The sequence below is a fragment of the Leptothoe sp. LEGE 181152 genome, assembly GCF_032906605.1.
Lineage (GTDB): Bacteria > Cyanobacteriota > Cyanobacteriia > Phormidesmidales > Phormidesmidaceae > Leptothoe > Leptothoe turfae.
The window spans coordinates 33572-55233 of sequence record NZ_JASATU010000001.1 but is presented as its reverse complement, the minus strand read 5'-3'; the positions used below and the strand labels follow the sequence as shown (position 1 = coordinate 55233).

At 46.4% G+C, this 21662-nt stretch carries 16 protein-coding genes; 10 read left to right on the top strand and 6 right to left on the bottom strand.

Annotated elements, in window-relative coordinates; genetic code table 11:
- The first annotated feature begins 199 nt into the window (after positions 1–199).
- Entirely contained in the window at positions 200–1132 is a 933-nt protein-coding gene (locus tag QGP82_RS00255; protein WP_499056585.1) for a phosphate/phosphite/phosphonate ABC transporter substrate-binding protein, read from the top strand.
- A gap of 95 nt (positions 1133–1227) precedes the next feature.
- The gene (locus tag QGP82_RS00250) at positions 1228–2862 is read left to right on the top strand and encodes an ATP-binding protein (RefSeq protein ID WP_499056583.1); all 1635 of its coding nucleotides are present in this window, start codon (positions 1228–1230) and stop codon (positions 2860–2862) included.
- Between the two features lie 52 nt (positions 2863–2914).
- Here QGP82_RS00250 and QGP82_RS00245 read toward each other — a convergent pair whose 3' ends face one another.
- Positions 2915–3115, bottom strand: a complete 201-nt coding sequence (locus QGP82_RS00245; protein ID WP_163662953.1) for a hypothetical protein — start codon at positions 3113–3115, stop codon at positions 2915–2917.
- A 312-nt stretch (positions 3116–3427) separates the two neighbouring features.
- On the opposite strand from QGP82_RS00245, the gene QGP82_RS00240 reads away from it, so the two are divergent.
- From QGP82_RS00240 to QGP82_RS00230, 3 genes are all read left to right on the top strand, one after another.
- Positions 3428–3700, top strand: coding sequence for a hypothetical protein (locus tag QGP82_RS00240; RefSeq protein ID WP_163702459.1), 273 nt, complete (start codon positions 3428–3430; stop codon positions 3698–3700).
- Positions 3701–3792: 92 nt separating this feature from the next.
- A complete protein-coding gene (locus QGP82_RS00235) occupies positions 3793–4782 on the top strand; it encodes a ribose-phosphate diphosphokinase (protein ID WP_499056581.1) in 990 nt (329 codons plus the stop codon).
- Positions 4783–4908: 126 nt separating this feature from the next.
- Positions 4909–6087 (top strand): TIR domain-containing protein, encoded by a 1179-nt coding sequence (locus tag QGP82_RS00230; RefSeq protein WP_499056580.1) that lies wholly within the window; start codon positions 4909–4911, stop codon positions 6085–6087.
- Positions 6088–6091: 4 nt separating this feature from the next.
- Here the strand turns inward: QGP82_RS00230 and QGP82_RS00225 are convergent, their stop codons facing one another.
- Positions 6092–7495, bottom strand: a complete 1404-nt coding sequence (locus tag QGP82_RS00225; protein ID WP_499056578.1) for an HTTM domain-containing protein — start codon at positions 7493–7495, stop codon at positions 6092–6094.
- 453 nt (positions 7496–7948) lie between these two features.
- On the opposite strand from QGP82_RS00225, the gene QGP82_RS00220 reads away from it, so the two are divergent.
- The 4 genes from QGP82_RS00220 (at position 7949) to QGP82_RS00205 (ending at position 16581) form a co-directional block, all read left to right on the top strand.
- Positions 7949–10201 carry a GAF domain-containing sensor histidine kinase gene (locus tag QGP82_RS00220; protein WP_499056577.1) on the top strand — a complete coding sequence of 751 codons (2253 nt, stop codon included), beginning with the start codon at positions 7949–7951 and terminating at the stop codon, positions 10199–10201.
- Positions 10202–10288: 87 nt separating this feature from the next.
- The gene (locus QGP82_RS00215) at positions 10289–13327 is read left to right on the top strand and encodes a response regulator (protein WP_499056576.1); all 3039 of its coding nucleotides are present in this window, start codon (positions 10289–10291) and stop codon (positions 13325–13327) included.
- Positions 13328–13381: 54 nt separating this feature from the next.
- The gene (locus QGP82_RS00210; RefSeq protein ID WP_163662974.1) at positions 13382–13765 is read left to right on the top strand and encodes a response regulator transcription factor; all 384 of its coding nucleotides are present in this window, start codon (positions 13382–13384) and stop codon (positions 13763–13765) included.
- Between the two features lie 20 nt (positions 13766–13785).
- Positions 13786–16581: an ATP-binding protein gene (locus QGP82_RS00205; RefSeq protein WP_499056574.1), complete on the top strand. Its 2796-nt coding sequence runs from the start codon at positions 13786–13788 to the stop codon at positions 16579–16581.
- A gap of 70 nt (positions 16582–16651) precedes the next feature.
- Here the strand turns inward: QGP82_RS00205 and QGP82_RS00200 are convergent, their stop codons facing one another.
- From QGP82_RS00200 to QGP82_RS00190, 3 genes are all read right to left on the bottom strand, one after another.
- Complete coding sequence (locus QGP82_RS00200; protein WP_163702466.1) at positions 16652–16846, bottom strand: hypothetical protein; 195 nt, start codon at positions 16844–16846, stop codon at positions 16652–16654.
- On the bottom strand, positions 16843–19095 hold the full coding sequence (locus tag QGP82_RS00195; RefSeq protein ID WP_499056573.1) for a heavy metal translocating P-type ATPase: 2253 nt from the start codon (positions 19093–19095) through the stop codon (positions 16843–16845). The genes QGP82_RS00200 and QGP82_RS00195 overlap by 4 nt, the downstream gene beginning before the upstream one ends.
- Positions 19096–19476: 381 nt before the next feature.
- Positions 19477–19674, bottom strand: coding sequence for a heavy-metal-associated domain-containing protein (locus QGP82_RS00190; protein ID WP_499056572.1), 198 nt, complete (start codon positions 19672–19674; stop codon positions 19477–19479).
- Positions 19675–20155: 481 nt separating this feature from the next.
- Between QGP82_RS00190 and QGP82_RS00185 the strand changes: the two genes are divergently transcribed.
- Positions 20156–21334 carry a glutamate--cysteine ligase gene (locus QGP82_RS00185; RefSeq protein ID WP_499056571.1) on the top strand — a complete coding sequence of 393 codons (1179 nt, stop codon included), beginning with the start codon at positions 20156–20158 and terminating at the stop codon, positions 21332–21334.
- A 116-nt stretch (positions 21335–21450) separates the two neighbouring features.
- Here QGP82_RS00185 and QGP82_RS00180 read toward each other — a convergent pair whose 3' ends face one another.
- Positions 21451–21636 carry a hypothetical protein gene (locus tag QGP82_RS00180; RefSeq protein ID WP_163663208.1) on the bottom strand — a complete coding sequence of 62 codons (186 nt, stop codon included), beginning with the start codon at positions 21634–21636 and terminating at the stop codon, positions 21451–21453.
- Positions 21637–21662 lie beyond the last annotated feature (26 nt).

Below are 21662 nucleotides of genomic sequence, written 5' to 3'. Positions count from 1 at the left end.
AGGAGGGCCGTAGCGTACTGTTCTGATGTCAGAGCAGTACGCGCTTTATCTTGCAATGTAACTTTTTTCTATGAATTTAGAAAATTCTTCCTGTTAGAATTTGTCCAAGGGGGAAGTGATAAAGAATATTCAGAACCATAGAGTTAACTTGTTAAGTATGCTGCCTGTACGTATAAGATCCTTCTCTTTACTTAGCGTAATGTTAGGACTATTATTGGTGGGCTGTGGTTCGGTCAAATCAACGACTGATTCAACCGAAAGTGCATCAGTAAGTACTTCAAGTACTTCTGAGTTAACGGCTAATGAAGTCCTTATTCTGGGTGATATCTCTAAAAAACCCACCCAAAAAATAGAACGATACCAGCCCCTGGCTAATTATTTAGCAAATCGTTTAGAAGACGTCGGTATTAAAAAAGCAACTGTCAAAATTGCCCCTGACCTGGAAACGATGGAAACCTGGATAGAATCTGGTGAGGTGGACCTTTACTTCGATAGTCCTTACCCTGTTATAGTCGTTAGCACCAAGACAGGCGCTACTCCCATCCTGCGGCGTTGGAAAAAGGGTGTTGCTGAATATAACAGCATTATTTTCACCCGTAATGACAGCGATATCGACACCATAGCAGATTTGCAAGGGAAGCAAATCGCATTAGAAAGCAATATCTCCACATCAGGTTATATGTTGCCGCTGGCATATCTCAAAGAAGCAGGTCTGATCCTAGTTGAGCAGTCGCTAGATATTGAAGAATCGCTAGACAATAAAAGCCTTCAAGTTAATGAAGTTGGATTCATTTTTAGTGGAGATGAGGACAATACCGTTGAACTGATCCTCACGGATAAAGTCGATGCTGGGGCAGTTGATAGTGGTACGTTTGCTGAACTGCCAGACGATGTCAAATCCTCTATGAAAGTCATTTTAGAGACTGAGTTTGTTGCTCGACATATTGTACTAGCAAGCCCCAGACTACCAACTGAGCAAATAAATGCCATAGAGGCACTTTTACTGGATATGGATAAATCGCCAGAAGGTGAAACAACATTAGAAAGCTTTGAAGATACTGTCAAATTTGATGATTTTCCCGTGGAACAATCCATAGAACGCTTAAAGGAGCTCTATGATCTAACATTCTAACAAAGACTGCTTCAGTACAAGCGTTTCAATACATGTGGAGATTCATCGGGTTGCACAACCAAAATGGTTCGCTTACCAACAAACTTACACTCACTATGAGTTGTTTGGCTGTGGGGGGAGTGCTGACTGTGGGGAGCTCTGCATTGTTACGTGAACGTATCAGCTTTCGCAAAGATCTAGAACAACAGGCTGAACTGCTTCTGGATACATTATCAGCAGCTAACAGTGATGCTCTTTATTTTAATAAATTTGATGAAGCTGGAGAGATCATCAATAACCTTGACAAGAACTCTCAAAGTAAGCGATTAATAATTTCTGCTCGACTCTACCAAAAGGATGGACGTGTCATCTCAGATACCTTTACCGAAGACTATAAAGTCCTGAGTCTCCAGCCAGATCCCTTAGGACAGAAGATTCTTGCTAGTCAACAACTGGTTTTAGATTGGCAGGATGAGAAATTAATTGCTGGTAAACCCATTTTGGTTGGGGAAGACGTTGTTGGTGCAGTCAGCATTGGTTTTTCGACTAAACCACTACAAACAGAACTGCGTCAGACTTTATTAGAAGGACTGATGGCAGCTGTCATCATTGCTATTATCAGCATCCTATTAGCCCGTTTACTGAGTCGTTCGATTACCAAGCCTCTCCAACAGCTGACTACAGCTACGAAACAGATATCTACAGGGGAATGGGGACGAACCATTAACCTCCAAACCAATGATGAGCTAACGACACTGTCGAATGCGTTTAATCACATGAGTGGCCAACTCCATAATGTGGTTGAATCACTGAAATTGCAAACCAATGAATTAGAAAACAGTAGACAGATGGCTCAAACCAGAGCTAATGAATTAGAGCAAACCCTAGGAGAACTTCGTAAGACTCAAGAGAAACTTATTCAACAGGAGAAAATGTCTAGTTTGGGTCAGATGGTGGCGGGTGTGGCTCATGAAATCAATAATCCAGTCACCTTTATTCAGGGTAATGTAGAGCCTGCGCAAGAGTATGTAGCAGATCTGTTAAACTTAATTGAGCTTTATCAGAAACATTATCCCAATCCCCATGCAGAGATCTTAGCTGAAGAAGACGCCATTGATCTACCTTTCCTAAAAGAAGATATCTCAAAATTACTCTTCTCGATGAGCATGGGGTCTGAGCGCATTACTGCAATTGTTAATTCTCTCAAAACGTTCTCACGGTTGGATGAAGCTCTTTGTAAAGCGGTTGATTTACATGTGTGCCTTGATAGCACATTAGTTATCTTAGATCATCGCCTTAAGGGTCAAGGTCACCGCCCTACAGTTGAGGTCATAAAGGACTATGGCACGTTGTCTGCAATTGAATGCTTTGCAGGACAGCTCAACCAGGTATTTATGAATCTCATTGCCAATGCCATTGATGCGTTTGAAGAACCTGACCCAGCGTTAGAATTGAACTCTGAGAAAACAAGTCAGCGACAGATTTATATCTGCACTTCGATGACCGATAACGATCATGTTCTAATTCAAATTCGAGATAATGCTGGGGGCATGTCTGTAGAGGTACAGTCACGCATTTTTGATCCGTTTTACACGACTAAACCCGTTGGCAAAGGCACCGGCTTAGGGTTAGCCATTAGCTATCAAATCATCACAGAGTTACATGGAGGGCAGCTCACATGCGAGTCTATCCCTGGGCAGGGCACAGAGTTCTTAATCGAAATTCCCAGTAGTCAACCATTGGCAACCTAAGTGTCATCCGTTTCACACTGAGGTGTCAAAAGGCTATCTTAACGGGGTAGCTTCATTTTGGTTGATTTTTATAGGAGTGTTCAACTCTGCTAATTAATTTTTCAGCCATCATGATGGCATTCGAGAGAAGAATTTGCTCTTGCTGTCCCCTGGCTTCTTCCTCACTAACCATGGTGTAAATGTGAGGATTAGCCAGCATACCTGCCAATAGATGGCTAGCAATGGTTTTGAGCTCTTTTTCCTGGGTCGTCATGGTCACTCCTTCCCTAAACGTGGTCTACTTTAACTGTCGTTTCCTTCTGTGGTTACAACTGATTGTATGTATTACAACCGATTGTATGTAAATGATGTGAAGATTTTATGGGGGAATGCAGCACTAGTACCCGATGGCAGAAATTTGACAGTAATTGCATCCCCCCATCCACCCATCCACATTTGATCGTGGCAACTTACACCACAGAGTACTAGTCTAGCCTCACAGGATCCTCAACTTGTCTGTGTACCTTGAAGATGGGAAGGTCTCAGGGGCTATAGAAAAAGCTGTTCGGGTGAAGGTGGATGAACGATGACTGTAAAGGCCAACGATAATATTTATCCACTCTACAAGCGTGAAGCGCCTGAAGAATGGCAGGTGACTAACGGCATGACCAAGCGCGAGCATTTCGCCATTATGATTATGCAGGGATTAATTGCCCACCATGGCTATGGAGAAAGTCATTTTGCCAGAGGGCAGGAGATTGCTCGATGGTCTGTGCACCTGGCTGATGCCCTGATTGATGAACTCAATCGGCACAATCAGTCTGATGAAAGCAACCTGTCTTCTACCCACCAAAATTAAACTATTGATCTTTTGTAGGGAATGCTGCACCAGGGTTTTATGGGAGGATACGTTTTTTTAGCCTATGCTAGGGGTGGTTAAGAGGTGCTGCTATGGATGATCGGGCTATCAAAATTTTCAGCCTAAATACCAGTCGGGAATTTGGGAAGAGGGTTGCAGCTCATCTGGGCCTTGTCCTGAGTCATCATGAAGAGAGAGACTTTGAAGACGGTGAACATAAGACGCGTTCATTAGTTAATGTGCGAGGTCAGGATGTGTATGTGATCCAGTCTCTCTATGGTGAACCTGGAATCAGCGTCAATGATAAACTCTGTCGACTGCTGTTTTTTATGGGTGCCTTGAGGGATGCCTCAGCTGAACGTGTGACTGCAATTGTTCCTTATCTTTGCTATGCCCGTAAAGACCGCCGGACAAAGTCTCGGGACCCGGTAACGACCCGATATATTGCTCAATTGTTAGAGTCAATTGGTTGCGATCGCATCGTTACCCTTGATGTCCATAACCTGGCAGCCTTTCAAAATGCTTTTCGCTGTCCTGCCGAGCATTTAGAGGCAAAAAACACATTTGTACATCACTTTGCGTCCCTACTTGACGAGCGTGACATAGTGGTTGTGTCTCCAGATTTTGGTGGCGCTAAACGGGCCGAAGCATTTCGTAAACAACTTAGCCAGAAGCTTCAGCGTGATATCTCCATTGCCTTTGCCGAAAAACATCGCAGCTCGGGTGTTGTGTCTGGCAGTATGTTGGTTGGCGAGATTCAAGGCCGTACGGCCATCATCATTGACGACCTCATCAGCAGCGGTACCACCCTGGCTCGCACGGCAAAAGCTTGTCGTAGTCAAGGTGCTGTAGCCGTTTATGCCGCTGCTACCCATGGTGTCTTTGCCAAGGAATCCAACCATATTTTGGCGATTCCCGACCTTGAGAACATCATTATCACCGATACTGTTCCATCGTTCCGGTTGACGGCCAGTGAGGTGACGGCCAAGCTTACGGTTTTAGATACAACACCGCTGTTTGCTGAAACCATTCGTCGACTCCATAGCGGTGGCTCATTGGTGGCCCTTTTAGACTCCCCATAAAGGGCTAAATCAATGGGATAACTCAATACTTTAGTATGAAAAATCACCCTAGATGCGTCATTAAACTGAGCCGGATTTTGGGCATAAATGTTTGAATGGCTTACTAGGCGATGATACCTAGGAAAAATGAACCAGATATATATTTCCTATGCGTGGAAAGATAATAAAACCGAGCAGGGACGTCAGCGAGAGGCGTTAGTCGATCGGATTTGCGCCGTACTACTGGCCAGACGGTATAACTTGATTCGAGATCGCAACCACCTCACCCTGGGCCAAAGCATTGAAAAGTTTATGCGGGAAATTGGTCGTGGTAACTATGTGATCCTGGTCATTAGCGATAAATACCTGCGCTCTGAGTATTGTATGTTTGAAGCGCTGGAGATAATGAAACGTAAGAACGACCAGCAGAGGGTTTTCCCCGTTGTTTTATCGGATGCTAATATCTATAGCCGTGAAGGACAGGTGGACTATATTCAACATTGGCAAACGAAAAAAGAGCAGCTATCGGCCCTGATGGGTCCTAATCCGTCCGATGAATATTCTGCCATGGTTGATGTGGCGAATAAAATTGCCGAGATTGCCACTCATGTAGATGACTTTATCCAGTTTGTTAGAGATAAACTGAGCATCGACCCTGCTAAGAACTTTGATCAGTTTATTGATCACCTCATTGGCAATATTAAAGAAGATTCTCAACAGCTGAGAAGCACAAAATCTATCTTGGTGGCAGGCACAGGTAAATTTCATCTTCCTGCTGAGATTAACTGGTGTGCCCAAAAGCTAGGTAAGAAAATCGCAGAACACACCTACCATTTAATTACAGGCGGTTGGGAAGGCGTGGACTATGTTGTTGCCGATGCATTTGCTCAACAGCTATCTCAGGATAATGTACGTTTAACGGGCAAGCTCACACAAATTGTTCCCCGAGGAAAGCAGCCTGTGTTTAAGGGGGGCGCAGTGCAGTATACGGAATCTGGTGTGAATGAATGGCTGGATTGTTTACAACGGTCAGATTTAGTCATTCTGTTAGGGGGTATTGGTGGCACCTATGAGACCTATGAGTATGCCAGACAGGAACGCATTCCGGTACTTCCCATTGTGTGTACCCATGGGGATGCTAAGCGGGTATTTGATGAAATGCTGAGAAATTGGGATCGGTCGCTGATGGGGGGGATAGCGCCTGAAAAGTTTAAGTCGCTGAATCAGTACATTAATGATGCTGAAACCGCAGAAGATGTGATTGAAGATGTAATGGAAATGGTGGATGAGATTATTTTCTCCAAGACAATGTTGAGGTCCTCGTAGGGGTTTATTCTGTTAACTGCTCAGATAATGGTATTTCTAACGGCAAGATCCAATCTGCTGGTATCAACGATTGCCGTTTTTTCGACAAATCTACGGTTGGATCAATCAGTTGTTGTTTTTCTCGTCCATTAAGAGAAGCAAAGGCTTCAGCTCTCACTTCAATTGAGTCTTTATCGTCCCCACCAATATCCTCAGCAATCATATGGCTTAACTGCAAAATCATATCCGGTCGGGCCGCCATCTTACGCACTTGCCAGCGAGGCATAATATCGTATGGGTCTAAGGCGCTCACCGAATTGTCCCGCGTGTTGGTAATAATAAATTTCACATCGGCATCTTTTGAGCGTAGTTTCATATGCCAGGCAAACCGATGACCTTCTTCGGTCCAGTTCGCATCACCTGGATAGAGATAATGGCGAAATGGCAAGAGTAACTGTAGGGCCAGGTAAATGCCCAACAAAGTCAGGATCGCTATGTGCCTGGGTGTCAAGCGGGCTGGAGCAGACTGGTTGCGATCGCTAAATCTTTGTCTTACCAAACGCCGGGGCCAGTCAGGATAGAAAAAGATAGCCGTTGCCGCAATCATGAACCAGGGGAAAATGCCAATGTTAAACAGTTGGACATTCATCAAGTGAAAGGTTAGTGCCAGGACAAACGCATAGGGCCGCGTGCGTCGCCATATTAAAAAGGGCACCACCAACAAATCCAACAACAGTCCCCCATAGCTCAGAAAGTAAACCATCCATTCCTGAGTAAAAAAAGAGCCAATGAGCGGAAAATCTGTGCGAGCCGCCATCCACATGCGCATCGGCTCCCCTTGCAACCAGTCACCGTTAATCTTGGCCAAGCCTCCATAAAAATAAGGAATCCCCACATGGATGCGTAAGAGCCACAGCGTCCAAGCCGGAACCGTTTGAGTACGGATGCCGGGTCGTCGCCAGGCATCAAAGGAAAAGGCGCGGTGGGCGGGGATAAAAATCAGGATGAAGCTGATTAAGCAGATTAAATAAAAGTGGTTGAGGTAGCGCGCTTTCTCTAATAAAAAAATATAGGTAAACCCTAGAAAAAATAGCACTGCACTGACGCGATACCAGATGCCCAGGGCAATAAAAGCTGCCAGAATACCGAGACCTACAAAGTGGATATACATGCCCTGACCTGGCCAGGGGTGGAACCACTCAAAGCCAAAGTAAGGAAAATTGAGAATAGGATCGATCCAGTAGCGGGCGATCCAACCCTTGTCAAAATACCGCCACACTTCCCAGAGCATGATGCCGCCAAAGGCCATGCGAAAGTAAACCAGTACGGCAATATCCACTGGGGCAAATAGAGAACGCCAAAGCGGTTTTTGCAGATATCTTAAAAGACGTTGCGACTTAGGATGATCAACAGTGAGGGGGCTTCCCATAACTTACAGGATGTATTGAGCTCGTTACCGTTATAGCCCAATCCACCTTGGCCTAAACCAAGTGGGTTGCCATGCACATTTCATCTTTGATTGATATGAAAATAAGTCAAAGACTACTAAATCTGAGATGAGTCATACGAGAAAAATTCGTTGCCAAGGACAACTTTGGGGTGGATTTACAAATCTCTGGATTGGGTCCGGATTATTACATGACTAATACGGAAAGATTTGTGAACCTGGTGCTCAATGTTTGCTGTCTGGCATAAATAAATTGGTATAGAAAATTAAAAATCTCGGCATATGTTTAAGTAATTTGCTATTGATGTCCTGTATAACGGGAATTCTCAGAACGTATGCAGGTTTTATGCTGGTTGGTAGGATATGCTGCTAGACCAGGTTCAAAAAACCGTAGCTAAAGGCTAGAAGCTAATAACTTCAGGGATGTCCCCTTTGATGGTGAGTATTGATTTAAAGAAAATAGTTCTTAAAAAGGAATACTCCCTAATTCAGGATGTGCTACAGGCTACGGCCTCTAGCGTCATTATTGAAACGGCTGATGGACAGCAGCTACTAGGCAATAGTGCCAATGGGCACAAGCGCTATCCCATTGATTTAGATGGATACACGTTAGGGTGGGTCAAGGGTGATGAAAAGGCCCAGGCCATTGCCCACCTGATCTCTAAATTGGCCTATCGAGAATCAGAAAAACGATCGTTAGCTGACGAGTTGCTGGGGAAGTATAAGGAAATCTCCCTGCTCTTCAATCTGTCAGAAAAAATTATCGATAGTTCAGATATTCAGGAGGTGGCTTCTCTGGCGCTAGAGCAGGCATGCCAACTGCTGAAATCGGACCAGGGCACCCTGATGCTAATGCAGGATGCGGAATCGCTGGAGTGCATTGCTCGGTTTGGTAAGGGGAACTTATTTCAAGAAACCATCGCTGTGGGCTGTGGCATTATTGGCACGATTGCCCAGGTTGGGCGCGGTGAGATTGTTAATAATGTGGCTTCAGACCTGCGATGCCCATCGCAGCAAACGATTGCGCTGATGTGTGTGCCGCTCAAAAGTAAGGAGTCTGTAATTGGCGCGATCGCACTTAGCAGATCGGTTACCAATCCTTACAGCGCCGAAGATCTAAAGCTGTTGACCACCATGACATTTCAAGTAGCTGGTGTGATCAACGCGCTGTTACATGAGCGTCAGCTCAAAGAAAGCCGTCAGAATGATTTAATCTTTCGCCTCTCCAGTCAGATTCGAGAATCCCTGGAACTCAACATCATTTTGACCACAGCGGTGAGCGAAATTTACCGCACGCTCAATGCAGATCGCTGTTGCTTCCTTTGGGTGCAAACGCCAGCTAAATTGGCAGGCCCGCTCCATGGGTCCTGTCCGGTTTCACCCAGCATTGGTGGCTTAGAAGTGGTCACCGAATCTAGACGCAGTCAAATGCTGCCCTTGGTGGGTGAATATGCCGCTGATGCAGTGGGCAGTCTAGCCCAATGGTTGGGTCAGCAGTCCTTAGTCAAGATCAATAATGTCAGTGCCCTAGAGGATGTCCCCACCCGAACGTTTTTGCAAGCTCACGACTTTGCGTCGTTATTGGCCGTTCCTATCAAGACTCGTTCGGGTGACATTGGGGCAATTTGCTGTGGCACCAGTCAGGAGGCTAGAACCTGGAGCGACAGTGAGGTGGCTCTACTACAGGCGGTAACCAACCAATTGGCCATTGCCCTTGATCAAGCAGAACTCTATGAGCACAGCTGTCGTGCTGCCCAATTGGCCCAGGAAAAGGCTCAACAACTGGCTGCCACACTAAAAACGCTACAACAAACCCAGCTACAGCTGATCCAGAGTGAAAAAATGTCGGGTATTGGTCAAATGATGGCAGGGGTGGCCCACGAAATTAACAATCCGGTCACATTTATCTATGGAAATCTGGAGTTTGTGCAGGAATATACTCGAGACTTGGTGGAATTGGTAAAACTTTACCAGCAAGAGTATCATTCTCCCTCTGAGGGATTACAGCAGGCCATTGAGAATGTAGAGCTGCCCTTTTTGCTAAAGGACCTGCCGGAAACCCTTAATAGCATGGCCGTCGGTACCGAACGGATCCGCGATATTGTACTGTCGCTCAAGAACTTTGCCCGTTCCGATCAATCTGAGTTTAAATCCGTTGATATCCACGAGGGCCTTGACAGTACCTTACTGATTTTGCGTCATCGCCTCAAAGCCCAGGCTGATTTTCCAGGTATCGAAGTAATTAAACACTACAGCGATTTACCCTTGGTTCACTGCTACCCCAGCCAGCTCAATCAGGTTTTCATGAATCTTTTGGCCAATGCCATTGATGTCCTGGAAGTCCCACCGTATTACCACACACCGAGAATTACGATTACTACGCTGCAACTTCATCCAAACCGGATTCAAGTTCGGATTCATGATAATGGCCCGGGAATTGTTGCCAAAATTCGAAATAAGCTATTCGATCCCTTCTTCACCACCAAGGATGTGGGTAAAGGTACGGGGCTAGGTCTTTCAATTAGCTATCAGATTATTACTGAACGCCACAAAGGTCGCTTAGTTTGTCAGTCTGAGTTAGGTCGGGGGACGACGTTTTTGCTTGAAATTCCAGTTAAACAGGATGATCTTGAAATGAACAATGCTAGAGACAACATAGATAAGCGCCGTCAATCAAGACCTTATTAAACAAGGTTTTTAGTCCTTTTTTGTTTCAGGTTCATCCGGCTGACGCTAACGCAATTTTAGGCATGCTCCATTCCTTGGGTAATAGTCATGGATAATGGCTCACAGTCATCACAGCTATGGTTGGGACAACCAACGGCAGCATCAGGTAAACGGCATAAATTACAACATAAGGTCACGGTATTTGCCATTGCCCTTAGTACCTTGCCTGTTGTGCTCATCGGTAGTGCCGCTTATCTGTTTGCCAGTCGCTCCATAACTCAACAAGTTATTCAAGAAAAGCGCCAGCGTACGGAAGTCATGGGCGATAAGTTAGATCAGTTTCTGGTCAGTCGGCTGCGTGAGGTGGAATCCTTAGCCGTTAACCCAGTGTTGACCCAAGCAACGCTGCGCAATGACTCGTCTCCCAATCAGCAACAATTACTACTCACTGAATTTGCCAATAGCCTTGACTATTTTGACAGCATTATTTTGTTTGATCTGGATGGAAATCCAGTAGCACAGGCGACTACAGGCAAACCTTTTGTTGGTAACTATGGGGATCGTGAGTATTTTCAAGCGGCTGTAAAAACTGGGCAGTCCACAATGAATGGCCCCGGGTTGTCGTCTAGTTCAGGCCTCCTCCGGGTGGAATACGCTGTTCCCGTCAAAGACCTAGAAACCGGTAACTCAATCTATATTATTAGAGCCCGTGTGCCAGGGCATTATATGAGTGAACTCTTCGAGATTTTTGAAGAGCATAAACGAGTTTGGCATCTCTTTAATTCCGATGGCATGATTTTTGCCAGTGCTCGACAAAATTACCTGGCCCAGACTGTTGAGAGCTACTATCCAAGTTTAATGGAGATCTTTGAGAGTAGACGGTCTCAGGCTAAAGTCTTTGCCAATAGTCAAGAAGATAACAGAAAACAACTGGTTGCCTATGCTCCCGTGAATCTTAGCAACAGTGTAAACTCTGAGTCTATTGGTGCTCTGATTACTGCTGATACGGCAATTGCGTTTGCCCCCCAATATCAGCTGCTGCGCATTTTTGCCCTAGGGACGGGGCTGACGGCTGTTATTGTTGGGGCAATTACGACCTATGTGGCTAACCGTGTCATTCGTCCAATTCAGCATCTGACCCAGGTGGCTCAGCAGGTCACCCATGGGGGTAACTTTGCACTGAGGGCCAAGGTTAACAATCAAGATGAAATAGGATTGTTAGCCAACTCTCTCAATCAGTTAATCACCTGGATAGGGCAGTATACGGAAGAGTTAGAGCGAAGTCAGGAGGGCCTGGAACAGCGGGTTAAAGAACGTACAGAACAACTTGATGCCATCATCGATAATCTTGGTGATGGGCTGTTGGTGATTGATTCAACTGGCACTATTATTCGCTGCAATCCTGTGCTGGTTCACATGTTCAATCTATATGCCAAAACCGTTACGGGATCGCCCTGTCATGAAGTTTTTCAGACGGATTTGTCTCAACTCATTGCTAAAAACCAGGCTGATCCGACCCAGTTGCTGATTACCGATGTCGAGCTGCCTAATAATGGCATTGGTCAGGCCTTGGTCACTGCTGTTGTGAGCAATAATAGTAACGTCGTTCCGGGGGGAGATTTTGATTCCATTGTTCTCATTCGTGATATTACGGCTGAGAAAGAAGTGGATCAAATGAAAACCGACTTTATTTCGACGGTTTCCCATGAGCTAAGGACACCCCTGACGTCGATTTTAGGGTTTGCCAAACTGATCCAAAAGAAACTGGAAGATACTGTATTGCCCGCTGTAAAGATTGAGACTAAAAAAACGGACCGGGCAGTGCGACAGGTCCGTGACAACCTGGGCATTATTATCTCTGAAGGGGAGCGTCTGACCTCCCTGATCAACGATGTGCTCGATATTTCTAAAATTGAGGCGGGCAAAATTGAGTGGAACATGCAGCCGTCATCTATCTCGGATCTGATTGAGCGAGCCATTTCAGCGACATCGGTGTTGGCCCAAAACAATGGCTTAGAAATTGTTCTTGATGTTGAACCCGAATTGCCAAAGGTGGTGTGCGATCGCAACCGCATCATCCAAGTATTGATCAATCTGATCTCCAATGCCATCAAATTTAGCAATGAGGGAGTTGTCACCTGTTTTGTGCGGCATCAAGATATTGAATTATCGATCAGTATCATTGATACGGGCATTGGCCTGTCCACAGATGACCTAGAGAAAGTATTTGAGAAGTTTACCCAGGTGGGTAAAGTCATGACCGATAAACCTAAGGGAACGGGGTTAGGGCTACCGATCTGTCGACAAATTATTGAATACCATGGCGGTCGCATTTGGGCCGAAAGCGCCCTCGGTCAGGGGAGTACCTTTACCTTTACCCTGCCTTTGACCGCAGATCTAGAAGCCAAGCCAACAAACATGAATCTGGAGACCCTGGTCCAGCAGCTAAAAGAAAATGTGCGACAGACCGTGGCCGCCGCACCGGTCACAGACACTCCCCAGAAAACAATTTTGGTGGTTGATGATGAACCCCATATTCGGCAGCTTTTGCGCCAGGAACTAGAAGCTGTGGGCTATAAAGTCCAGATGGCTAAAGATGGCATGGATGCCCTCAATCAGGTTAAGGCATCCCCCCCAGATCTGATGGTGTTGGACATGATGATGCCGAACATTAACGGCTTTGATCTGGTGGCTATCCTCAAGCATAATCCAGCGACCATGGGTATTCCCATCATTGTGGTGTCTATTGTTCAAGATCAAGAACGGGGCTACCGTCTGGGTGTGGATCGCTATCTCAGTAAGCCCATCGACACAGAGGTGCTGCTCAAGGACATTAAAACTTTATTGGACCAGGGCACATCCAATCGTCAGGTACTCGTGGTGGATATAGATACATCGATGGCCAAGACCCTGACGGATGTTTTACTGTCGAAGGGCTATACCGTTACTGAATCGACCACTGGTAAGGACGGTATTGAAAAAGCCCTTTCCCTGAAGCCCGAGATGATCATTGTCGATTCGGCCATTTCCATGGAACATGAGGTGGTCAACACCTTACAATTTGACAATGGCTTAGAGAATATTTTTCTCATTATGGTAGAAAATTCTCAAGTTATATCACCACCGGATTCAGCTAATTCTGCATGATGTCAGCTGTTTGATGGTCGACCTTTTTTCCCACTAATCCATTGGAGTAATTCCATGAATAAAGCTGTTTTAATTGTTGATGACGAAGTGCATATCCGGGTGCTGATGGAACAAACCCTGGAGGATCTTGAAGACGAAGGCGTGGAGCTGTTGACGGCAACTAACGGCATGGACGCCTTAACCCTAATTCGTACCAAAAAGCCCAATTTGGTTTTTTTAGATGTGATGATGCCGAAACTGAATGGTTTTGAGGTTTGTCAGGCGGTGAAGGAAGATGCTGCGGTGCGCGATACCTACATCATCATGTTGACGGCTAAAGGGCAGGAATTTGATCAGCAACAGGGGCGTGAAGTGGGGGCTAACTTGTATATGACCAAGCCGTTTGACCCTGACGAAATCCTAGAAAAAGCTGCGGAAGTCTTAGCTATTGCCCTATAGAACGCCCTATAGAACCTTATATGAGTATCCAACCATCGTCATCTGCTAATTCTTCCCATGGCATCTTACCAGCCCAGGTCAGAAGCTGGTTGCGCAACCTGAAGGTAATTCAGAAAATTGGTTTGGGATACGCCTTGGTGGTCGGTATTGTTGTTGCTGGTACAGGCACGGGCATTAGTATTGCTCGGCGCTATGAGTTTAAGGCTTACCAGGGCAATGAAGATGCTATTGAGGAGATTTTAAGTCTACGGAATCTAGAGAAATCTCTGAATCGATTTATTGCCTATGAGCGTCAGCTGATTACCTGGCTTGAAAATCCAGACCAGTTTCTAATCAATTATGATCTTTATCGCTCGAGTGGTAGAGATTTTCAAAAAGATTGGTTAAATTTACAACAAAAATATGACGATGATATTGAAGGCGGTGTAGAAGAAACCGAAGATGAGCTGGAACTGTTGGATGAATTAGTTGAGAACTACGATGGTGTTGTTGAAACTAATTTAGAAGAGCTTGATCAATTTGTAAAAGGGATGGATCTGAGCGATCTACAGGATCGAGAACTCCTGGTAGCTCGTCAGGAATTTGTGGATTTAAATCGTCGTCCTGCTGCACTAGAGCTGGAAGAATTTGCACGAAATTTAGCAGCTCTGGCTGACTTCATTGAAGAAGATGAACTGAGGGAATCCAGGGAAATTGTTCAAGAATCTGCGCGGCTGCAAGCTCAGGTGATTACCATCAGTGTTATTCTATCGCTTATATTTGCTAGCCTATTGGCCTATCTCATCAGTCGTACCATCAGTCAACCATTGCGCGCGGTTGAAGAAACTGCCTTACAAGTCACACGGGATGAGAATTTTAACCTACGGGCGGGGGTGGTCAATCAGGATGAAATTGGCAGTTTAGCCCAGTCTCTAAATCAGCTCATTGAGTGGGTGGGTGCCTATACCCATGCCCTAAGAACGACTCAACAGGATTTAGAAACCAGAGCCCAAGAGCTAAATGCCATTATTGATACCCTGGGGGACGGGCTATTGGTTATTGATGCCGCAGGTCAGATTACCCGAGCTAACCCTGCCCTGAGAAAGATGTTTCGGTTAAATGGAACCCCCTTGCGTGGTCGACCGATGCAAGACGTGTTTGATCGGTCGATTACGGACCTGATTGTTCAGAACCAAGCAGCTCCAGACATAAATCTCAGTGTTGAAGTGAATTTGTTAGAAAAGCGAGTAGGACAAGCTCTGGTGACAGCGATCACGTCCAACCGAGAGACAACGGCAATTTCTGAGCCTGGAAAAGCTCATGGTTCTGTTATTTTAATTCGTGACATTACAACCGAGAAAGAAGTGGATCAAATGAAAACCGACTTTCTTTCGACGGTTTCCCATGAGCTAAGGACACCCCTGACCTCGGTCCTAGGCTTTGCTAAATTGATTCAAAAAAAGCTAGAAGACACCGTATTGCCTGCGGTGAGCGCTGAGACCAAGAAAACGAATCGAGCGGTACGCCAGGTGCGGGAAAATCTCGGCATCATCGTATCTGAGGGTGAGCGCTTAACCTCTTTGATTAATGATGTATTGGATATTTCTAAAATTGAAGCAGGCAAAATTGAATGGAATATGCAGCTGACATCTGTGGCTGAGATTCTAGATCAGGCAATTTCGGCCACGTCTGTTCTCTTTCAAGCCAGTGGTTTGGATCTGATTCGCGAGGTTGAACCAGGGTTGCCAGAGGTGATATGCGATCGCAATCGTTTGGTTCAGGTGCTCATTAACCTACTTTCTAACGCTATCAAATTTACGGGCAGTGGTTCCGTCACATGTCGTATTTATCAACAAGATGCTGAAATTGTTGTCAGTATTATTGATACAGGTATTGGTCTTTCCGAAGACGATCTCGAAAAAGTGTTTGAGAAGTTCACCCAGGTGGGTGAAGTCATGACTGACAAGCCTAAGGGTACCGGTCTGGGGCTACCGATTTGCAAACAAATTGTCGAACATCACGAAGGGCGAATTTGGGTTGAAAGCCAGCAGGGGCAAGGTAGTACTTTCTCCTTTACCTTGCCTGTGAATGCATCGCAGGAGAGTGAAGCAACTAGCGTCAATTTACAGTCCCTGGTACAGCGGCTTAAAGAAAACGTAGATCGAGCCGTTACTCCAACGGAAAAGTCTCAGAAAACAATTCTCGTGGTGGATGATGAACCCCATATTCGTCAACTGTTGCGCCAGGAGTTAGAAGCAGTTGGTTATCGGGTTAAAACGGCTAACGATGGTATGGATGGCCTCAATCAAGTTAAGGCAGAGCCACCGGATTTAATCATCCTTGATGTGATGATGCCCACCATCAACGGCTTTGACTTGGCCGCTGTGCTCAAGAACAACCCAGCTACCATGGGCATTCCCACCATTATTCTTTCTATTATTCAAGATCAACAGCGGGGCTATCGTCTTGGCATCGATCGCTATCTCACTAAACCGATCGATACAGAGGCGCTGCTTCGCGATATTAAAATTCTGTTAGACCAGGGCACGTCAAACCGTAAGGTGCTGGTGGTTGACATGGATGTTTCCACCACTAAAAATCTGACGGATGTGTTGCTATCTAGGGGGTATACCGTTACCGAAGCGACTACGGGTAAAGAAGGCATTGCAAAGGCTCTGGCACTTCAGCCTGACATGATCATTGTCGATTCAGCGATTTCCATTGAGCATGATCTCGTGAATACGCTGCGCTTTGATAATGGTCTAGAGACTATCTTTATTATCATGGTAGAAATGTCCCAGGTTACAGACACCTCGAATCCCACAGAACCCACGTAATCCCGTAGGGGCGAATAGTAGGGGCGAATAGTAGGAGCGCCTCTACAAAGGAAAACAATCTATTTGTCTCTCATTTCTTCTTGCCAAGAAACCACCACAGTTCTAACGCAAGCAATCCTAACCCCATGACAGTCACCCCAAATTTGACCACCAACGGCTGTTCAATCGCCTGAATACTGCCAACGTTTGCACTGGCCAGGGATGCTGTACTGGCAATCAAACCCAGACAAAATAAACCACTAAGCAAAAAAGATTTGAGTGTCATAGTCGTACCCCTTGCGGTCTAAACTTTCTCAGCCGTAGCGCATTGGTCACCACAGAGACCGAACTAAAGGCCATGGCAGCCCCAGCAATCATGGGGTTCAACAGCCAGCCAAAAATGGGATAGAGAATCCCAGCGGCCACCGGAATGCCTACCACGTTGTAGATAAAGGCAAAGAACAAATTTTGGCGAATATTGGCCATGGTGGCTTTACTGAGACGGATGGCCGTGACAATGCCGCTGAGGTCCCCTGAAATTAGGGTAATATCGCTGGCTGCGATCGCAATATCCGTCCCTGTCCCAATGGAAATTCCCACATCTGCCTGGGCCAGGGCAGGGGCATCATTAATACCATCGCCCACCATGGCGACCCGTTTCCCGGTAGCCTGCAGCTGTTGCACATGGGCGGCTTTTTGGTCGGGCCGCACGCTGGCAATATATCGGCGAATGCCCACATCCTGCGCAATGGCGGCAGCCGTTGCCGGGTTATCCCCCGTCAGCATCATCACTTCTAAACCCAGGCGCTGTAAATGCCGCACGACTTCTGCAGACGATGGTTTCAAGGCATCGGCAATGCCCAGTAGCGCTTCTGCTTTACCATCCACTGCAACCCATACGGTGGTTTTAGCAGCCGACTCCCAAGCCTGTCGTCGAGACTGTAGGTGCTCGGTATTAATCCCCAGGTCCTGCATCCAGCGTTCGGTACCAATTTGCACCCGCTGACCATGGACAGTCCCCTGGACACCGCTGCCCACAATGGCCTCAAACTCCTGGACCTCTGGTAGGTTATCGACACCCTGTGCCTGCCCATAGTTAACGATGGCTGCCGCTAAAGGATGCTCCGACTGATGCTCAACGGCGGCAGCTAGCTGGAGTAGCCTAATTTCATTGCGATTGGCCGTTCCCCTGACCGTCAGGTAGTCCGTCACCATGGGTTTGCCCTGGGTGAGGGTGCCGGTTTTATCCATAATAATCGTCTGTAGCCTGTGGGCCTGTTCCAAACTCTCGGCGTCCTTAATCAAAATGCCGTTTTCAGCCCCTTTACCGGTACCTACCATGATCGATGTGGGCGTGGCCAATCCTAAGGCACAGGGGCAGGCGATGATTAAGACGCCGACGGTGGTGAGTAGGGATAGGGTGGTGTTGCCCGTGAGATTGAACCACAGGGTGAAGGTGAGGAGTGCGATCGCAATAACAATCGGTACAAATAATCCAGTCACCTGGTCTGCCAGCTTTTGAATTGGAGCTTTTGACCCCTGGGCTGTCTGCACTAGCTGCACAATTTGGGCGAGGACTGTATCTTTGCCGACCCGTGCCGCACGAAAGCGAAAACTGCCCGTTTTATTAATGGTTGCGCCAATGACTTCGTCTCCAACCCGTTTTTGCACAGGCATCGGTTCACCCGTCACCATAGACTCGTCCACGGTGGATAGGCCTGACACCACATCCCCATCCACGGGTATTTTCTCACCGGGGCGCACCGCCACGATATCGCCCACAACAACATCCTCAACGGGGATATCCATTTCTTGGTCCTGACGGACAACCCTAGCTATATTGGGCTGCAGCCCCATCAGCTGACGAATCGCGTCCGACGTTTGTCCCCTGGCCCGATTTTCTAAATATCGCCCCAACAGTAGCAGCGCAATAATCACCACAGCGGCTTCATAATATACCGCAGGCTTTAGCCCTTGAGCAGTGAGCACATGGGGAAACAGGGTGACAAATAGGGAATAAACATAGGCAGTGCCCGTCCCTAGCGCTACCAAGGTGTTCATGTTGGCCGCTCGATGGGTCAACGCTTTCCATGCACCCACAAAAAATGGCTGACCGCACCAGAACAAAACCGGTGTTGATAACACCAACTGCAGCCAGGCATTGTGCAAAAACATCGGCCATCCAGGAATGTGAATGCCCAACATGGCAGGCATGGTGCCAAACATCAGCACAATACCAATCATGCCGCTGACCACCACTCGCAACAAACGCGCCCGTTGTTCTGCTTGCTGTTCGATACGATCAGCCTTCAGACTCATCTCCCTAACAGCCGCCGCCCCATAACCTGCATCAGCAACAGCTGCCTGAATAGCATCCAGGCTAGTACTACGCTCGTCATAGTCAACGCTAGCCTGTTGGCTAGCGAAATTGACCAGGGCCTTGTTCACCCCTGGTACTTGTTGAATAGCCGTTTCGATACTGTTGGCACAGGCCGCACAGCTCATACCTTTGAGCACTAAGGTTGCGGTAGTCATGATGGTCTCCTGGGGTCTACCCATGGAATAGGCTGGCAGCGGGTGGGGAAGCGAACACTGGGGGCAATGCAGTACTTAACAAACCGACATCCCATGCCCTCCCAGGACTACCGTGTATACATAAGTCGGAGAGTTGCTTACAGTTTCGAGCCCTCATCCCCCAACCCCTTGCTCCCTAAGGGAGAAGGGGGCCTGGCCTCAAAGTCTTTCGCCCCCAGGGAGAAGGATTTAGGATGAGGGCCAATTCAAGGCCTGGCCTACCTTTTGGGACATTATCTTCTAGATGTGTATACACGGCAGCCTCCCAGGAGGGAAGAAACCCCGACTTAGTAGGACTCGGTCTTAGTAGGACTCGGTGATGAAGATTTAGCCCCCTTATTTCTAAGCAGCTGGAGGATAACCTGCTTTTTCGAGGGCTTCTCGTACAGAGGTTTCCGCCGCTTCTGTTTCGATATCTACCTGCTTGGTTTTAGGATCGGCAGTGACAGCGGCATTGCTATCTAATGCTTGTACAGCATTTGTGATGTTTTTTGCGCAGACATCACAGGCCATGTTGGGAACCGTTAACTGAAGTGCCATGATCTTGATTCTGATGGATTAGCCTTAGTCTAAACCCTCTAGTTAACTAGAGAGTCTAGGGGGGGCTTTATTTACTTATATAACTTAATGGGCATATCGTGATGGGCGTTTATCTCTGCCTCTGCCAGGATTCGATACAGAATAACCCATTGCCCTCTTGCTATCACACCAAGGGACTTTTAGGCAATAGGGATGTCTTACAAGACAAGGCAGCAGCTGTATGCATCATCCAATTCTATTTGGTTTTTAATGATATTGATTACTATCAACACTCATCAATAATGAAATTATCCTTCATATGGCCTTTGAATGATTTCTTTGTATTTAAGGCCTAAATATTAATGAATATTTTTCCATGATCTACTTTTATTCACACCAGGTTATTGACAAAACCTAGTGCTATTGACATTTTGTCGCATCATAAGTGATCTCTATATTGCCAGTATTGGCAAGAAATCTTTGAACCTTAGGGTGCATTAGCATGAGTCATTCATCTATTAATCAACCGATAAGTCCCTATCAATTTGGTCTAGAACATGAAGTTGCTTTTTGGGATCAGCGAACACATCAATTTGCTGATTTTTCCAATACTTCATTTCAGCGATTTGAGCAGTTGGTAGAACAGTTGCCCACCTATGAGTCCGACTATCCTCAACTGCGAATTGGGGATGCAGGAATAAAGCGTAAACGTTGGTACATCGAAGGCTATGAGAGATTTTCTGAAACAGGTGAACTTGTTGATTGTATGCCAAAAGGAATTGAAATTCGTACCACACTTCAGCCAACAATCGCTGGAGCAGTTCAAGAACTAAAAGAGAGTTTTATCCAGCTGTGGGACGTAGCTCGTCCCACGGGGTTAATTCCTGTTTTAACCAGCTTTAACCCGGTGCAAACAACATTTACGCCAAAGCCACCCCTTAACAACTATGAGACTAGCCGACGGGAGGCGTCACCAGAAAAACAGACGGCGCATATTCCCATGTTGACCTATGGTCCAGATCTTAATTTTTCGATTCGTGGTCTTTCTACTGCTAGCTTGATCCAAGCCGGTAAAAAACTAACTTACTATAGTCCTGCTATGGTGCCGTTTAGTTTTAGTTCACCATTCTATGGGCAACAACTATGGTCGGGCCTATCGGTGCGGACCCATAGACGCACAGGGCTACGACCGGCTGCGATGGTGTTTGTCGAAAAACCTACAGACTTGATCGCCAGTTCACCCTCCCTAACAAAAATTGCTCGTCTGCCAGCAGAAATAGGACGCATTGAGTTTAAAGCCTGCGATAGCTGTGGTGACTTTGAGCTTTATGGTAGTCTCCTGGCTTTAATGAAAGGGATTGTCTTAGATACAACATTATCTGGTTCAGCCTTAGTACCCGATGCAGAGAAGCATCAACGGGCTGCGATCTATGGTTTCCAAGATGTTGAGATCTATGAACATGCGATCGCACTTTTAACAGCTGCTGAACAATCTCTGGGGGAAAGCCATGAGAGAAAATTATTACAGCCTCTATGGAATTTTGTTCATGCAAAGCAAACACCTGCCCAAGCTATGGTGGAGCAATGGCAAGCCAAAGCGAGCTTAGCAGAGGTACTGAGGTCTGGCTACATCAAGGAGTACACGGTCCCAGTAACCCATCAGCTAGCGCCTCAGCTCTAATACAGCCTCTAATACAGCCAGTAGTAAACTGTTCAGATGTTGTCGATATTCCGGAGGATCTAATCTGGAAATATTGATGTAGAGCCATCTGATCTAGATCGATTGATTTCCCTAAATCATAAGTGGCTGGAGCATTGATTTTCTAAAGCGGACAAAGATGTTGATGGATAGTCTGAAACATCTTTGTCTAGCGTATGTTGCAATAACAGCTCATCGTTGAGATGCATACAGTCTGGTGGTGTAAATGAGTGATGATCAAAGGCATTTTCAATGCGTGGGGCAAACACTATATATAGTTTCACTTTATAAACCTCTCTCCCCTTAATAG

What these genes read in the sequence shown, in the direction of transcription:
- QGP82_RS00255 (WP_499056585.1), top strand. Translation starts at nt 200, where the DNA reads ATGTTAGGACTATTATTGGTGGGCTGTGGTTCGGTCAAATCAACGACT.
- QGP82_RS00250 (WP_499056583.1), top strand. Translation starts at nt 1,228, where the DNA reads ATGAGTTGTTTGGCTGTGGGGGGAGTGCTGACTGTGGGGAGCTCTGCA.
- QGP82_RS00245 (WP_163662953.1), bottom strand. Translation starts at nt 3,115, where the DNA reads ATGACGACCCAGGAAAAAGAGCTCAAAACCATTGCTAGCCATCTATTG.
- QGP82_RS00240 (WP_163702459.1), top strand. Translation starts at nt 3,428, where the DNA reads ATGACTGTAAAGGCCAACGATAATATTTATCCACTCTACAAGCGTGAA.
- QGP82_RS00235 (WP_499056581.1), top strand. Translation starts at nt 3,793, where the DNA reads ATGGATGATCGGGCTATCAAAATTTTCAGCCTAAATACCAGTCGGGAA.
- QGP82_RS00230 (WP_499056580.1), top strand. Translation starts at nt 4,909, where the DNA reads ATGAACCAGATATATATTTCCTATGCGTGGAAAGATAATAAAACCGAG.
- QGP82_RS00225 (WP_499056578.1), bottom strand. Translation starts at nt 7,495, where the DNA reads ATGGGAAGCCCCCTCACTGTTGATCATCCTAAGTCGCAACGTCTTTTA.
- QGP82_RS00220 (WP_499056577.1), top strand. Translation starts at nt 7,949, where the DNA reads ATGGTGAGTATTGATTTAAAGAAAATAGTTCTTAAAAAGGAATACTCC.
- QGP82_RS00215 (WP_499056576.1), top strand. Translation starts at nt 10,289, where the DNA reads ATGGATAATGGCTCACAGTCATCACAGCTATGGTTGGGACAACCAACG.
- QGP82_RS00210 (WP_163662974.1), top strand. Translation starts at nt 13,382, where the DNA reads ATGAATAAAGCTGTTTTAATTGTTGATGACGAAGTGCATATCCGGGTG.
- QGP82_RS00205 (WP_499056574.1), top strand. Translation starts at nt 13,786, where the DNA reads ATGAGTATCCAACCATCGTCATCTGCTAATTCTTCCCATGGCATCTTA.
- QGP82_RS00200 (WP_163702466.1), bottom strand. Translation starts at nt 16,846, where the DNA reads ATGACACTCAAATCTTTTTTGCTTAGTGGTTTATTTTGTCTGGGTTTG.
- QGP82_RS00195 (WP_499056573.1), bottom strand. Translation starts at nt 19,095, where the DNA reads ATGACTACCGCAACCTTAGTGCTCAAAGGTATGAGCTGTGCGGCCTGT.
- QGP82_RS00190 (WP_499056572.1), bottom strand. Translation starts at nt 19,674, where the DNA reads ATGGCACTTCAGTTAACGGTTCCCAACATGGCCTGTGATGTCTGCGCA.
- QGP82_RS00185 (WP_499056571.1), top strand. Translation starts at nt 20,156, where the DNA reads ATGAGTCATTCATCTATTAATCAACCGATAAGTCCCTATCAATTTGGT.